The organism is Nonomuraea sp. NPDC050404, assembly GCF_040655495.1.
Taxonomy (GTDB): domain Bacteria; phylum Actinomycetota; class Actinomycetes; order Streptosporangiales; family Streptosporangiaceae; genus Nonomuraea.
Genome location: NZ_JBFAKB010000002.1, coordinates 286663 through 301825, shown reverse-complemented (window position 1 = coordinate 301825; position 15163 = coordinate 286663). Strand labels below are relative to the sequence as shown.

At 71.5% G+C, this 15163-nt stretch carries 12 protein-coding genes; 2 read left to right on the top strand and 10 right to left on the bottom strand.

Features of this window, described 5'->3' with window-relative positions; translation table 11 throughout:
* The first annotated feature begins 128 nt into the window (after positions 1-128).
* Complete coding sequence (locus AB0I81_RS06640; protein ID WP_360651047.1) at positions 129-1376, top strand: DUF1266 domain-containing protein; 1248 nt, start codon at positions 129-131, stop codon at positions 1374-1376.
* Positions 1377-1389: 13 nt separating this feature from the next.
* Here AB0I81_RS06640 and AB0I81_RS06635 read toward each other — a convergent pair whose 3' ends face one another.
* From AB0I81_RS06635 to AB0I81_RS06615, 5 genes are all read right to left on the bottom strand, one after another.
* The gene (locus AB0I81_RS06635) at positions 1390-1656 is read right to left on the bottom strand and encodes a hypothetical protein (RefSeq protein WP_360651044.1); all 267 of its coding nucleotides are present in this window, start codon (positions 1654-1656) and stop codon (positions 1390-1392) included.
* A gap of 70 nt (positions 1657-1726) precedes the next feature.
* Positions 1727-2578: a helix-turn-helix transcriptional regulator gene (locus AB0I81_RS06630; RefSeq protein WP_360651041.1), complete on the bottom strand. Its 852-nt coding sequence runs from the start codon at positions 2576-2578 to the stop codon at positions 1727-1729.
* A 57-nt stretch (positions 2579-2635) separates the two neighbouring features.
* Positions 2636-3007 carry a hypothetical protein gene (locus AB0I81_RS06625; RefSeq protein ID WP_360651038.1) on the bottom strand — a complete coding sequence of 124 codons (372 nt, stop codon included), beginning with the start codon at positions 3005-3007 and terminating at the stop codon, positions 2636-2638.
* Positions 3008-4021 (bottom strand): phosphotransferase family protein, encoded by a 1014-nt coding sequence (locus AB0I81_RS06620; protein WP_360651035.1) that lies wholly within the window; start codon positions 4019-4021, stop codon positions 3008-3010.
* 63 nt (positions 4022-4084) lie between these two features.
* Positions 4085-4891, bottom strand: a complete 807-nt coding sequence (locus AB0I81_RS06615; protein ID WP_360651032.1) for a GNAT family N-acetyltransferase — start codon at positions 4889-4891, stop codon at positions 4085-4087.
* Positions 4892-4964: 73 nt separating this feature from the next.
* Here AB0I81_RS06615 and AB0I81_RS06610 point away from each other — a divergent pair, with 73 nt between their 5' ends.
* Positions 4965-5966, top strand: coding sequence for an ROK family protein (locus AB0I81_RS06610; RefSeq protein WP_360651029.1), 1002 nt, complete (start codon positions 4965-4967; stop codon positions 5964-5966).
* A gap of 132 nt (positions 5967-6098) precedes the next feature.
* Here AB0I81_RS06610 and AB0I81_RS06605 read toward each other — a convergent pair whose 3' ends face one another.
* The 5 genes from AB0I81_RS06605 to AB0I81_RS06585 all read right to left on the bottom strand — a co-directional run bounded on the left by AB0I81_RS06605 (position 6099) and on the right by AB0I81_RS06585 (position 15154).
* A complete protein-coding gene (locus AB0I81_RS06605) occupies positions 6099-8192 on the bottom strand; it encodes an acyclic terpene utilization AtuA family protein (RefSeq protein WP_360651026.1) in 2094 nt (697 codons plus the stop codon).
* Between the two features lie 4 nt (positions 8193-8196).
* Complete coding sequence (locus tag AB0I81_RS06600; protein ID WP_360651023.1) at positions 8197-8982, bottom strand: enoyl-CoA hydratase-related protein; 786 nt, start codon at positions 8980-8982, stop codon at positions 8197-8199.
* On the bottom strand, positions 8979-10949 hold the full coding sequence (locus AB0I81_RS06595) for a biotin carboxylase N-terminal domain-containing protein (protein ID WP_360651020.1): 1971 nt from the start codon (positions 10947-10949) through the stop codon (positions 8979-8981). The genes AB0I81_RS06600 and AB0I81_RS06595 overlap by 4 nt, the downstream gene beginning before the upstream one ends.
* Positions 10950-10995: 46 nt before the next feature.
* The gene (locus tag AB0I81_RS06590) at positions 10996-12531 is read right to left on the bottom strand and encodes a carboxyl transferase domain-containing protein (RefSeq protein WP_360652033.1); all 1536 of its coding nucleotides are present in this window, start codon (positions 12529-12531) and stop codon (positions 10996-10998) included.
* 166 nt (positions 12532-12697) lie between these two features.
* Positions 12698-15154, bottom strand: a complete 2457-nt coding sequence (locus AB0I81_RS06585; protein ID WP_360651017.1) for a serine/threonine-protein kinase — start codon at positions 15152-15154, stop codon at positions 12698-12700.
* Positions 15155-15163 lie beyond the last annotated feature (9 nt).

Sequence of the window (15163 nt, the reverse complement as noted above, 5' to 3'; positions counted from 1 at the left end):
CCCCGCCCTGCCGGGCGCGTACCCCGGACATCTCCCGCCACCAGCGCCAACCACCAGCGCCAACCACGAGCGAACCACCAGCGCCCTGCAAGGTGCTTTGGCAGACTGCGGCGGTAATGTACTCCGGCATGGGGACGGGGAATGATCTCACCGCAGATCGGGGTGCACCCCCGTGGGACGGAGCAGCGTCCTGGCAGGCACCCACCGAGGTCGAGCGCGGCCTGTACGAAGCCAAGATGCGTGGCGACTGGCCCGCCTACTTCGACATCGTCGCCGACGCGGACCTCTATCACGCGATGTCCCGTTCGCAGGCCGACTCCCAGCCCGGCTGGATCCACCTCAACGCCACCTACTGGGGCCCGGGGCCCCGTTCCAGGTGCCTCGCCTTCCACACCGGTGGCGTGCTCCCGGTGCCCGTGCCCGATCCGGTCTTCTTCACGACCCACCTGGGCAGGCTCGTACGCGACTGGCCCCGGGACGACGAGTGGCTGGCCATCAACCCGGGCACCCCGTGCGAGGCGTTCTTCCCCGCCACGGCCGCCCACCGGCAGACCTGGCTGCGGCACACCGAGCGCCCGCCGGAGCCTCGCCGCCGGCGGCTGCGGACGCTGTGGACGGGAGGCCCGCTGCACGGGCCGGTCGCGCACGGGCTCGCCTGCGGCGCGCTCCTGTGCGTCAGCAACTCCTCGCTCTGGAACGCGATGGGCTGGCACGGAACCGGCTACGTACGCGAAAGGCGACGCCTGCGGGAGTGGTGGGACATCACCGACAGCCAAGGGTGGAGGAGCACGCAGGAGACGCTGCTCAGCGGGCGGATGAGCAGTTCGGTCTGGGAGCTGGTGCTGCGCGTGCGCCGGTCCCTGGCTCTCGACTTCGGCGGCACGGTCGAGGTTGACCACTGGCGGCAGGTGACCTCGCGCGTACTGCGCAGCCTGGCGAAAGAGGGGACTGCCCACGGTGATGCCGAGGCGGGGGCCGAGGTGGAGGCGGAAGTGGCCGGGGCGCAGCGGCTCATCGGCCGCATCGCCAGGTACGAGGCGCGCTTCCGCGCGGACGGACTGCTCGCCGACGGCAGGTTCGTCGGCTCGGTGGAGGCGTGGGACTACGGGCGGGCCTCGAAGATGGCCAGGTGGGGTCTGGGGGCGCGCTTCTGCACCCTGCAGGAGGCCGAGTCGGCGGTCGTGCGTGCGGGCCGGGTCAGCCGGATCAACTACCGGTCCTGGGAGGACTTCTCGGCCGCCTACATCCTGGGACGCTGCCTGCACTTCGACGAGGAGGAGTTCGGCGACTGGTACGGGGAGATGCTCGAAGCCCACCGGATCCTGACGACCGACCCGGACAGCCCTTGGCTCAACATCCCGTTCAAGCTGTCCTGACCCTCGATAACGGCTAGGCCGGAAGGGCGGCCAGGAGGAAGGCGAGGCGGGCGGCGGCGGACTCGACGTCTTCCGTGGTGCCCAGGCGGTAGCCCCACGAGGTGACGAAGGCGCCCTCCTCGGAGCAGGTGACCGTCTCCACGAGGGTGGCCGAGAAACGATTGCGGACCGATACGTACGCCGGGTCGCTGGCCAGGGCCAGGTTCTGGACCGACAGGTCGGCGTGACGACCCGCGTGCCAGGCGAACCGCTCCAGGCTGAACGCGGTATCAAGCATCATGCGTCACCTCCGCAACGTCTCGCGCCAGAATTGCACGATCTTGCGGGGTCTGGCAAGCAATTGCTGCGGGTTAATGTGGGGATTGTTTTCGGTATTCGTGAAGAATGTCGATGATGACCTCCCGTCCGGATTCGCCGAACTCGGCCACCTTCGCGTAGTCGTCGAAGGCCCTGACGTAGAAGGCGATGTCGTCGGGATCCCTCAGGATCAGGTCTTTCGTCATCGTGGCGACCGCGACCATGGCCTCGTTGTAGATCCAGAAGCCGTTGATCGGGTTGGCCGGCAGCTCGCTGGCGAACGGGATCACGCCGAAGTCCACGTTCGGCAGCGTGCTGACCGCGAGCAGGCGGTCGAGCTGGCCGCGCATGACCTCGGGCGGGGCCAGCGACATGCGCAGCACGCCCTCGGTCACGACGAACCTGAAGGTGCGCGTGCGGTCGTAGAGGATCTCCTGGCGCTGCATGCGTACGCGCACCGCCGCGTCGATCTGGTCGGCGGCGCTGTAGAGGCGCTTGACCTTGCGGAAGACGTGCCTGGCGTACTCCGAGGTCTGCAGCAGGCCCGCGATGATGCCCGGCTCGAAGGCGCGGAAGACCTTGGTGCGGGCCTCCAGGTCGCGTACGTCCTCCTGGATCGCGGCCAGGCCGCTGCGGTGCCGCTGTTTCCAGTCGTCGTGCCGCTCCAGCAGGGCGATCGACTGCCTGATCAGCTCGTCGGTCGTGTCGGGCGAGGCGCCGACGGCCTGCGCCCACACGACCACGTCGTCCTCGGTCGCGGTCTGCCGGGCGTTCTCCAGCCGGGAGACCTTGGACGGCTGCCAGCGCAGCCGCTCGGCCAGTTCCTTGCCGGACAGCCGGGCGGCCTCGCGCAATTGGCGCAATTGGCTGCCGAGGTCTATGCGCGCCTGCTGAAACGACGTCACGGCGCAGAAGGCTAGCCGCGGCAGCGCCGATCATGCCAGGGCCTGCCGCAATTGTGATCAACCGGTTGCCGACGGTGTTCCATCACTGGTCGGGAAAGCGTTTGCCGAGCCTTCCGGCAGGACGCGACGGGCGATTTCGGTGAGAAGTTCGCGGGGAACCTCCACCGCGGCCTCACCGTCGAGGACGTCGCGGAGGTCGGCCAGCGCCTCCGCGTCGGTGACCTGGAGACCTTGGACCACGATGGTGCCGCGATCGGTCTCGTACAGAGTGGGGCAGGCGCCCGCCTCCGAAGTGGAGCCTAGGAACCGCATTCGCATGTCGATCCTTCCCCGATGACAGTGCAATTGCGCGCAATTGTACGGCCCGGGGGCCAGCGTGAGATCGTTTTCCCGGAAATCATGCCAGGGGCCGGACCGGAAATCCGTCACTCAGTCGAGGGCGCCCTCCATGAACTCCCGCGCCCGTGCGAACAGGCCCAGAGTCGTCGCGTGCAGCAGATCCCCGATGTCCTTGGGCGCCTTGCCGGCGAACGCCCGCGCGTGGCTGCCCTCCAGCACGATGCCGAGCTTGAAGCAGGCCATGACCGCGTACCAGTCGATGGCCGACATGTCCCGCTCCGACAGCGCCGCGTAGTACGCGATGATCTCCTGCGGCGGCGGCAGCCCCGGCACGTGGCCGTTGTTGGTGGTCCAGGTGGCCAGCAGCCAGCCGAGGTCCACGAGTGGGTCGCCGATCGTGCACATCTCCCAGTCCACGATCGCGGCCACGCGGGGGCTGTCGGGGGCGAACATGAGGTTGGCGAAGTGGTAGTCGCCGTGCATGATGCCCGGAGTGAACGCGCGGGGCAGGCGCCGGGTGAGCCAGTCGGCCGTCTCCCGCAGGCCCGGGATGTCAGGGCCGGGGTAGCCGTCGAGCTCGCCGTAGGAGTCGAGTTCCTTGAGCCAGCGCGGCACCTGCCGTTCCAGGAAGCCGTCCGGCCGCCCGAAGTCCGGCAGCACCGCCGGATCGACCCGCCCCAGCTCGGCCAGCGCCGCCGCGGCCTCCAGGCCCATGCGGTGCCTGATCGCCGGGTCGGAGGCGTGCGGCTCGGGCAGGCCCGTCGAGGGGTTGAACCCGTCCACCGGCTCCATCAGGTAGAACACCGGCTCCAGGCTCGTCTGCGCGGCCACCAGCCTGGGCGCGGCGACGGGCGTGTCACGCAGCGCGGCCAGCACCCGCGCCTCGCGGCGCAGCACCTCGTTGCTCTTGCGGCGGGCGTGGATGGGGGGACGGCGCAGGATGTACGGGCGGCCGCCGCGCTCGAAGCGGACCATGACGTTCTGCGTGCCGCCCAGGACCGGCGCCGTACCGGTGATCGGGCCGCCGGGCAGCCCTTCCGCGTCCATCCACGCACCGAGCGCGTCGAGGTCGATGGCGCCGACGTCGATGTGGGTGGAGGTCATGTACCGTCCTTCGGCAGAACGATGTTCTAGTGAGAGGACCCTATGAGAGCGCCGCTCCCACGGTCAACCCAGGGCCTGCATGTACGGCAGGAAGAGGGCCGGCCGGTCGCCCGGCAGCTCGCCGCCCCTGACCATGATCGAGACCTCCCACGGGTCGCCCATGCCGTGCTCGACCGCCCATTCGATCAGTGACCCGCGGGACAGGTCGAGGTCCATCCGCACCTCGCCGCCCACGTGCAGCGCCAGATCGCCGATCAGTGCCCTGGCGGTCGCCTCGTCCCTGGCCACGACCGGGCCGATCACCACGTTCTCGTCGTTGCGCCAGCAGTGGCCGAAGCCGCCGTCGGCGACGCGCACCTGCTCACCGAACCCGAACATGCGCCGCAGCGCCGCCGACCGGTCCGTGCCGAACAACTCGGTGTCGAGCGCGAGGATGCCCGGCAGGTCCGCCTCCGTGGCCGGGGCCGTCCTTCCCGAGGGGACGCCGCGGAAGACGCCTGTGTGCTTGGCGGCCCGGCCGACGACTGTGAAGCCGAGCTGTTCGTACAGGGGGCGGCCCTGGTCGGTGGCGTACAGGGAGACCGTGCGGTCGCCCGCCTGGTCCAGGGCGTGTTCCATGAGCCTGCGGGCCAGGCCCTGACGGGCGAACCTGGAGGCGGTCAGCACCATGCTGATCACCGCGTGGTCGTCGCCGTAGCGGGTCAGGATGTTCGTGGCGGCCAGGCCGTCGCCGTCGGGGGCGTCGATGCCGTACGGGGTGCCGAGCTCGAACAGCAGGCGCCACTTGTGGGGCTCGGGCAGCCAGCCGCGGTCCTTGGCCAGGCGGGCGCAATCGTCCAGGTCGGATGGGGTCAGTTGGCGCACGGTCATGGGGGCATTCTTCTGGATGGTGGAGATTGATCTCAAAGGGGTTGTTGGTGCGGGGTGGGGCGAAGATGGTCGGATGGACTATGTCGTAGCGGTTGATGTCGGCGGCACCACCATGAAGGGCGGATTTGTCGCCCGAGACGGGACGGTTCTTGGTTTCGAGCGCCGACCCACCCCGCGCGCCGACGGTCCGGAACGCGTGATCGCCGCCATCTCCACCTTCGTCGCCGACCTCGCCGCCCGGCCTTTGGAGGGTGGCCGGCCTTGGGAGGGTGCGCGGCCCTTGGATGGCGTGCGGCCCTTGGATGGCGTGCGGTCGTTGGATGGCGGGCGGCCGTTGGCTGTGGGGCTTGCGGTGCCGGGGCTGGTCACGTCGACGCACGCCGTCTTCTCCGCCGCCTTCGGGTGGCGGGACGTGCCTGCCGCCGCGTTCACGGGCGATGTGGGGGTGCCGGTGGTGCTGGGGCATGACGTGGGGGCCGCGGGGGAGGCGGAGATCGCGTACGGGAGCGTTGGCGAGGTGGCCGATGGTGGCCCGGTGGGGCGGCACGGTGGCGGGGACGTGTTGTATTTGCCCATTGGGACGTCGATTTCCGGGGCCCTGATGTTGTCGGGGGAGTTGTACCGGGGATCGGGTGGGTGGGCCGGGCAGGTTGGGCACATTCCCGTGTGGCCGGACGGGCTGGCCTGCGGGTGCGGGCAGCGGGGATGCCTGGCGGCGTACGCGGGAGGTGGGGCCGTCGCGGCGCGATGTGGTGCCGGCGGGGCCGAAGAGGTGGTCTGGCGGGTTCTGGCGGGCGACGATCGGGCCGTGGCGGTGTGGGACGAGGCGGTGGAGGCGCTGTCGGTGGCGCTGGCCACGTACACGCTGCTGCTGGATCCTGCGGTCATCGTGATCGGCGGCGGGGTGTCGCAGGCGGGGGAGACGCTGCTCGGGCCGTTGCGGGAGCGGCTGGCCGGGCGGCTGGCGTTCCGCGCGGCGCCGGAGGTACGGGCGTCTTCGCTCGGGACCATGGCGGGGCTTCTGGGGGCCGGGCTGCTGGGCTGGCGGGCGGTGCCGGACGGGCAGGCAGGTTAGCACGGGGTTCTCGTCGGGCGAGCCGGTTGGGCCGGGTGGGCTTCAGGGGAGGCTTCCGGTCGGGCGGGCCGGTTGCGCGGCGAGGGCTTCAGGAAGGGTTCCCGTCGGGCGAGCCGGTTGGCCGGCGGTGGATCAGGGGCGGACGGCTTTGGGGTCAGGGCGGAGGGCTTCGGGGATGTCCATGAGCTGGGCTCGTAGCTCCTCGCCGAGGGCTTTCGCCTGGGGGTCCATCCGAGGGCTGGCCGCCACGCCCCTGCCCAGGAGGCCGTGGATGACGAAGTTGAGCGCCCTGAGGTTGGGGAGGTCGTGGCGGTCCACGCGGTGATCTGCCAGGGCGGGGAGGAGGCGTTTGAGCGTGTCGGGGGTGAGGTGGGCGGCCAGCCAGTCGTAGCGGGCCTGGTTGTCGGTCCAGATGCCCAGGTTGGCGTTGCCGCCCTTGTCGCCTGAGCGGGCGCCGGCGATACGGCCCAGGGGGATGGGCGGTAGGGCGCTGAGGTGCGGCGGGAGGGCGTCAGGAGGGGGTGCCGGGTGCTCGTCGGCCTGGAGGGGGTGTTCGCCCGTTTCGCTTACGTCTGAGGCCGGTTGAGCGCCGTTCATGAGCGCCGGGCCCCGCCGCACCTCGTCCCGCCGACGCGGCGCGGGAAGTGGGCCGGGCTCGGCGGGTGAGCGGCCCTCACGCGCTGCCTCGGGTTGGTCCGTGCGCGTGTCGTCGGGTCGGCTCGCGTGCGTGGCGTTCGGCTGGCTCGCGCGTGTGGGGTCCGGTTGGTCCGTGTGTGTGGCGTCGGGTCGGGTCGCGTGCGTGGCGGCCGGTTGGCCTACGTGTGGTTCATGTAGGTGGGTTGTGGGTGGGGGTGGTTTGGGTTGGTGGGGTGGGAGGGGGTTGCCGTTCAGGAAGATCTGGGGGTGGACGTCTGTTGCCGGGATCAGGACCGGCCAGTACACGCCGTACGGTGAGGCGTTGCCCGGTGGGGAGAGGGCGTAGAAGCCGGGGTAGCTGGCCAGGCCCGTTTCCACCACGGCGGAGGAGAAGGCGCGGCCTGCGGTGCGTTCGTCGGGTGACATGACCGTGATCCGGAGCAGGCCCGTGTCGGTCAGGGTGACGTCCACCTTGTTGAAGGAGTCCTTTGGGATCCGGGCCCAGATGGCCTCCTCCGCGATGCGGGCCTTGGCGGCCACGTCCAGGCCCGTCAGGACGAGTGTCATCGTGTTGCGGTAGCCGGCCAGGTAGTTCACGGCGACCTTGAGGGTGTCGGGGGGTGGTTCGCCGCGGACGCCCGAGACCAGAACGCGATCGGGGCCGTCGTCCGACAGGTGGATGGTGTCGAAGCGGGCCACCACGTCGGGGCCCAGATAGCGCGGGCTGTCCAGCTCGTACACGAGTTGCGCCGTGACCGTGCCGATCGAGACCAGGCCGCCCGTCCCGGGGTGTTTGGTGATCACGCAGGAGCCGTCGGCGCGCAGCTCGGCCAGGGGGAAGCCGCAGTGGGCCAGGTCCGGTACGTCCTGGAAGAACGCGTAGTTTCCGCCCGTCGCCTGGCAGCCGCATTCGATGATGTGGCCCGCCACCACCGAGCCCGCCAGCGGGTCGAGGTCGTCGGGGCCCCAGCCGTACCGCCAGATGCCGGGGCCCGTCACCAGGGCCGCGTCCGTCACCCGGCCGGTCACCACCACGTCCGCCCCCGCCGACAGCGCCGCCGCGATCGGGCGGCCTCCGAGGTAGGCGTTGGCGGTCAAGGGGGTCGTGTCGAGGAGGTCGAGGAGTTCGCCCGTGTCGGCGTTGCGCAGGCCGAAGGGGCGGGTGGTGGGGTTGTCGCCGGTCTCGGGGGAGAGGTCGGAAAGGGTGGAGTCGGTGCCGGTCGTGGGGGAGAAGGTGGGGTGGGTGATGAGGTTGTCGCCGGTGACGTGGGCGATGGTGGGGGAGAGGCCGAGGCGGGTGGCCAGGTCGTGTACGGCCTGCGCGCAGCCTGCGGGGTCGAGGCCGCCCGCGTTCGTCACGATCTTGATGCCTCTGTCGAGACAGGTGCCCAGGACGTCCTCAAGCTGGCGCAGGAACGTCGTGGCGTAGCCGGGACGGCCCTTGAGGCGGTTGCCGGCCAGGATGAGCATCGTCAGCTCCGCCAGCCAGTCCCCGGTCAGCACGTCGATCGGCCCGCCCGTCACCATCTCCCTGGCGGCGGAGAGCCGGTCGCCGTAGAAGCCGCTGCAGTTCGCGACGCGCAGCACCATGACCTCACCCTTCGGACGAGGGCGGGACCCACTTGGGCGGTCGCTTTTCCATGTACGCGGCGATGCCCTCCTGACCCTCATCGGAGGTGAAACGTTCGGCCGACAGCTCGGTCATCCGCTGGAGCCCTGCCGAGAAGGGCATCGCGGGCACCTCCCGCACCAGCCGCTTGGTGATGGCGAGGGCTTCCGGGCCGCCCTTCATCAGCATCTCGGCGTAGCGGGCGACGGTCTCGTCCAGTTCCTCCGGCGGGACGGCGGCGGACAGCAGGCCGATCTCGGCGGCCCTCGCCGCGTCGAACACCTCGCCGGTCAGGAGGTATTCGGCCGCGGCGCGGGAGCTCAGCCTTCTGAGCACCGGTACGGAGATCATGGCGGGCGCCACCCCCAGCCGTACCTCAGTGAACGCGAACGACGCCGTCAGCGGCGCGATCGCGAAGTCGCACGACGCCACCAGCCCGAGGCCGCCCGCCCGCGCGGTGCCGTTGAGGCGGCAGATGACCGGTTTCGGGCTCTCCCAGATCAGCTCCAGGACACCCGGGAACGACGCCGTCACCGGCGCGCCCTGCTGGGTCGGTGAGGTGCGCTGCTCCTTGATGTCGGCTCCCGAGCAGAACACGTGCCCCGTCGCGGTCAGCACGATCACCCTCGACTCCGGCTCGTCCAGCGCCCAGCGCAGGCCGTCGGACAACTCGCCGAGCAGGCGTACGGACAGCGCGTTGCGGTTGGGCGGCGAGTCCAGGGTGAGCGTCGCGATGCCGCCCGCGAGATCCCTGTGCACCAGGCCTGTCATGAGTTCTCCTCCTGGATGATCGCCAGCACCGCTCCCGCGTCGACCTGCTGGCCCTTCTCCACGTGTACGCCGGACATCACGCCGTCGGCCGGGGCGGCGATCCAGTGCTCCATCTTCATCGCCTCCAGGACCAGGACCGTCTGGCCCCTGGTCACCCGGTCGCCGGTCGTCACCTCGACCCGCAGCACGTTACCCGGCATGGGGGCCAGCAGGGATCCCGGCGCGACGTGCTCGGCCGGTTCCGGCAGGCGGGGGATCGGGGTCAGCTCGGCCCTGCCCTCGGCGTGGTCCACGTAGATCTTCGCGCCGCCGTCGTCCGGATACTGGGCTATCTCGTACGTACGCCGGACTCCGTCGTGTTCCAGGATCACCCGGTCCGGCTCCGCGCTGACGACGGTGACGCCCTCCGGGAGCGGGTCGTAGATGACCTCGGCCTCCTCGAAGCGGGCACGGCGGGGCTGGGAGCGGACGTTGCGCCAGCCGCCGGGCAGCCCGGACAACACCCGGGCCCGCCGGCGATTCCCGGCCGCGACCGCCAGGGCGGCGGCAAGCTCTGCCGACGCGACAGACGCGACAGACGCGACAGGCGCGACGGCCGGGGCCGACTCACCGGTGCCGGTGCTGGTGCCAGCGGCGGTGTCTGGAGCTGCGGTGGCGCGGGCACGGGTGGCGGGTCCGTGGACCGGGCCGTCGGGGGCGAGGAAGGCGGTGTGCGTGTTTCCGTTCACGAATTCCGGATTTGTCAGGACCCGTAGCAACAAATCGCGATTTGTCGTCAGGCCGTGGAGCTTGGCCCGGCCCAGCGCCGTCACCAGCTTCCGCACCGCGCTCGCCCGCGTCGCACCATGCGCCACCACCTTGGCCAGCATCGCGTCGTAGTACGGCGACACGACCGACCCGGACTCCACCCCCGAATCCACCCGCACCTCACCCGGAATCTCAAACCGCCACAACACTCCGGCCTGCGGCACATGAGCGGAGTCCTCGGCGTACAGCCGCGCCTCGACCGCCCACCCATCGGGCGCGGGCGGCGCGGGCGGCAGCGCCGCCCCCTCGGCCAGCTCGATCTGCAGCCGTACGAGGTCAACGCCGTACACCAGCTCGGTGACCGGATGTTCGACCTGCAGCCGGGTGTTCATCTCCAGGAACGCCACCCGGTCCCCCTCGACCAGGAACTCCACCGTTCCGGCCCCGACGTACCCGATCTTGCGCGCGGCCCGGACGGCGGCCCCGTACAGCAGCTCCCGCGTTCCGCCGGAGATCCCGGGTGAGGGACACTCCTCCACCACCTTCTGGTGCCGCCGCTGCACGCTGCACTCGCGCTCGCCCAGCGCCCACACGGTGCCGTGCCGGTCGGCGAGCACCTGGACCTCCACGTGCCTGGCCCGCTCCAGCAGCGGCTCGGCGAACACGGTGCCGTCGCCGAAGGCCGCCAGCGCCTCCCTCCGCGCCGACTCGACCGCCTCCGCCAGCTCCCCGGCCGCCCGTACCACGCGCATCCCGCGTCCGCCCCCGCCGAGCGACGCCTTCACCAGCACGGGGAACTCCCCGGGGCCGGCCGGGTCGAGGGAGGGCAGGACGGGCACCCCGGCCTCCGCCATCAGCCGCTTCGCCGTGATCTTGGCGCCCATGGCGGCGATGGCCTCGGGCGGCGGGCCCACCCACACCAGTCCGGCCGCGAGCACGGCCCGCGCGAACTCCGCGTTCTCCGACAGGAAGCCATAACCCGGATGCACGGCGTCCGCGCCCGAGGCCCGGCAGGCCGCCAGGATGTGATCGGCGTTCAGGTAGGTGTCGGCTGGACGGTTGCCCGGCAGGCGTACCGCCAGGTCGGCCTCGGCCACGTGCGGCGCGCCCGCGTCGGCGTCGGAGAAGACGGCGACCGTGGACAGGCCGAGCGAGCGGCAGGTACGGAAGACCCGGCGGGCGATCTCACCCCGGTTGGCCACCAGCAGGCGGTTGATCACGGCCGGAACACCTCCTCACCCCGGTTCGCGACCGGCGGGCGGCGGGTCACGGCCGGAACACCCCGTAGCCCGCCGCCTCGGGGACGGGTGCGCTGTTGATCGCCGACAGGCACATGCCCAGCACGGTACGGGTGTCGCGCGGATCGATCACCCCGTCGTCGTACAGTCGCCCGGACAGGAAGAACGCCGACGACTCGGCCTCGATCCGGTCCTCCACCATCGCCCGCATCGCCGCGTCCGCCTCCTCGTCGTACACCTGCCCCTTGGCCAGCGCCGAGGCCCGCCCCACGATGGACAGCACCCCGGCGAGCTGCGCCGGCCCCATCACCGCCGACTTGGCGCTCGGCCAGGAGAACAGGAAGCGGGGATCGTACGCGCGCCCGCACATCCCGTAGTTCCCCGCCCCGTACGAGGCCCCCATGACCACGGTCAGGTGCGGCACGGTCGAGTTGGCCACCGCGTTGATCATCATGGCGCCGTGCTTGATGATGCCGCCCTGCTCGTAGTCCTTGCCGACCATGTAACCGGTCGTGTTCTGCAGGAACAGCAGCGGCGTGCGCGACTGCCCGGCGAGCTGGATGAACTGGGTGGCCTTCTGCGACTCCGCGCTGAACAGCACGCCCCGCGCGTTGGCCAGCACGCCCACCCGATAGCCGTGGATCCGCGCCCACCCCGTCACCAGCGAGGCCCCGTACAGCGGCTTGAACTCGTCGAACTCGCTGCCGTCCACCACCCGCGCGATCACCTCGCGCGGGTCGAACGGCACCTTGAGGTCCTCGGGCACGATCCCGAGCAGGTCATCGGCCGGATACGCCGGCTCGCGCACGTCCGCGCCGGGTTCGCGGCCCAGCTTGCGCCAGCCCAGCGAGGCGATGATCCGCCGCCCGATCCGCAGCGCGTCGTACTCGTCCCTGGCCAGGTGGTCGGCCAGCCCGCTGATCTTGGCGTGCATCTCCGCGCCGCCCAGCGACTCGTCGTCGGACTCCTCCCCGGTCGCCATCTTCACCAGCGGTGGCCCGCCCAGGAACACCTTGGCCCGCTCGCGCACCATCACCACGTGGTCGCTCATCCCCGGCACGTACGCGCCGCCCGCCGTGGAGTTGCCGAACACCAGCGCCACCGTCGGTACGCCCGCCGCCGACAGCCTGGTCAGGTCGCGGAAGATCTGACCGCCGGGGATGAAGATCTCCTTCTGCGTCGGCAGGTCCGCGCCGCCGCTCTCGACCAGGTTCACGTACGGGAGCCGGTTGCGCAGCGCGATCTCCGCCGCGCGCAGGGACTTCTTCAGCGTCCACGGGTTCGAGGCGCCGCCGCGCACCGTGGGATCGTTCGCGGTGATCACGCACTCGACGCCCTCGATCACCCCGATGCCGGTCACCACGCTGGCCCCGACGGGGAAGTCGGTGCCCCAGGCCGCGAGCGGTGACAGCTCCAGGAAGGGGGAGTCGGCGTCGACCAGCAGTTCGACGCGCTCTCTCGCCGGCAACTTGCCGCGGGCGCGATGCCGCTCGACGTACTTCTCGCCGCCGCCCGCCACGGCTTTGGCGTGCTCGGCCGTCAGTTCGGCCAGCTTGGCCAGCATCGCCTCGCGGCGCAGCCGGTGCTCCTCGCTCCCGGTGTCCAGCCTGCTCGTGATCACGGCGTCCTCCCGGCGATCATGTCAAGCACGCTAGCGCAGGTCCGGGCTCCGGCACAGAGCGAGCCGCCGCCCGGTGGCGGGCGGCGGCTCGGCTGTCACTCGGATCGGGTCAGGTGCAGTGGCTCCAGCCGGACTTCCAGCTGGAGGTGCCCCAGGAGCCGCCCCAGATCACGCACTTCTTCTTGGCCGCCAGGCGCACCGGGCCGGCGTAGGCGGTGAACGAGCCCGGGTTGCTGCCCGTCGAGCCGCTCTTGACCTGGAGGGTGGCGTTCATCTTCATCTTGCCCGGCCACACCAGGCGCGACATGGTAACCACGCAGTTCTTGCCCGCGCTGCTGTTGTACAGCAGGTAGATCACGGCGCTGCTGCCCAGCGCGTGCTGGTTGATGACCTTGTAGCCGGAGCCGCACACCTTGGTCGCCGAGTACGGATTCGTCTTCGGCGCGGCCTTGGTCGTCTTCGGCTTGGATGACTTGCGCGACATGGGCCGGTTCGTGTAACCGACGTCCGGCGCGGCCGTCGTACCGTAGTCCGGTTCGACGAGCGTCATCTTCTTCTTTTTCTTCTTCTTCGTGGGTGTGGGCGTGGCCCGCCTGGTCGGCTGCGTGACCGGGTTGGGCACCTGGGCGCTGGGCTCCCTGGTGCGCTTCCTGGTCGGCTTCTTGGTCTTCTCCGGCTCGATGTCCACGGTGGGGACCGGCACCGCGGTGTCCGTGGGAACGGCCGGGGGCTGGGACTGGCTGGCAGGCTCGCCGTTACCCGCGCCCGCGCCGCCGTCCGGGGTGCGGGTCACGTTAACGACCGGCGTCTCGCTCTTGCTGTTGGCCTGCACGACGACCGCGCCGCCGACCACGAGCAGCGCCGCGGCCGCGGCGCCCGACAAGGCGATGGTGAGGGTACGGCGCTGCTTGGCGGGCACACCGTCAACCGGCCGCGTGGCGCCCGCCTGGGGGCCGCCGGGCCTTCCGGGCTGGTGCGCTCCAAACGGGACCCCCGCCTGCGGGCCACCGTGCGGCGCGTTGCCGGGGCCCTGCTGCCCGGGACCACCCTGGGGCATGCCGACCCCTGGACCGCCCTGGGGCATGCCAAGCTGCTGGCCGCCGTGGGGAGCGTGCGGTGCCGCACCACCAGGGCCGCCCTGACCGACGCCGCCCTGACCTGCGGGACCACCCTGACCGGGGCCGCCGTGACCGGGACCGCCTTGGGGGAGGCCCGCCTGAGGATGGACCGGCTGGGGGCCGTGCGGGGTGTGTCCCGCGGGACCGCCTTGACCTGCGGGGCTGCCCTGGCCGGGGCCGCCTTGGGGGAGGCCCGCCTGGGGGCCGTTCTGGGGATGGACCGGCTGAGGGCCGTGCGGGGCGTGACCCGCGGGACCGCCCTGACCGGCAGGAGCGCCCTGACCGGGGCTGCCCTGGCCTGCGGGGCCGCCCTGGCCGGCGATGCCCGGGGAGAAGACCAGCTTGGGGACGTGGGGTGCGTTACCGGCGGCACCGCCCTGGCCCTGTGCCGCGGCGCCCGCCGCGTGGCCGTAGTCGCCCGTCTGGTGCGGGCCGGGCTGCGGGCCGTTCTGGAGCCCCACGAGGTGCGGCCCGGTCGGCTGGGTCCACGGCCCGGGGTAGCTGCTGTCCATGTCAGGCACGCCGCCACCGGCACCGGGAGCGTCGGGACCCGCCTGGGCGGCGGCGGCAGCGGCAGCGGCGGCACCGGCCGCCGCCATGTTCTGCCCCGCCACCGGCTCAACCGCCGCCTTGGGCGCGGGCTGGCCGGTGAGGTGCACGATCAGCTCGTCCGCGCTCGGCCGCTGCGCCGGGTCCTTCGACAGGCAGGCGGCGACCAGGTCGCCCAGCACCCCCTCCATGGTCCCGAGCTCCGGCTCCTCGTTGAGGATCCGGTTCATCACCACGGGAATGGAGTCGGCGCCGAAGGCGGGCTTGCCCGTCGCCGCGAAGACCATCGTGACGCCCCACGCGAACACGTCCGCCGCCTCGGACACGGCGGCCCCGCTGAGCTGCTCGGGCGCCAGGTACGAGGGCGTGCCCATGGCCATCCCCGTGGCCGTCGCCCCGGGGGCGTCCAGCGCGCGGGCGATGCCGAAGTCGATCACGACGGGCCCCTCGGGACCCATCAGCACGTTGGCGGGCTTGAAGTCGCGGTGCAGGATGCCGGCCCGATGGATGGCCGCGAGGGCGGTGGCCGTACTGATCGCCAGCCGCTCCAGGGCCGCGCCCCGCCGCGGCCCCTCGTTGATGACCAGCTCGCGCAGGGAGGGCCCCGGCACGAACTCGCTCACGATGTACGGCCGGCTCCCGTCAAGGTCGGCGTGCAGCACGGGCGCGGTGCAGAACCGCGCCACCCGCTGCGCCACCGCCACCTCACGCAGAAAACGTGTCCTGGCGTCGGCGTCGGCCACCAGGGCGTGGTGCAGCAGCTTGACGGCGACCTGTTCCCCCGAGTCGCTCTCGCCCAGATAGACAACGCCCTGGCCGCCCTCGCCGAGCCGGGCGACGATGTCATACGTCCCCAGCCGCCGCGGATCGTCCGCCGCCAGCGGCTGGAACTGATTCACGTCGGACCC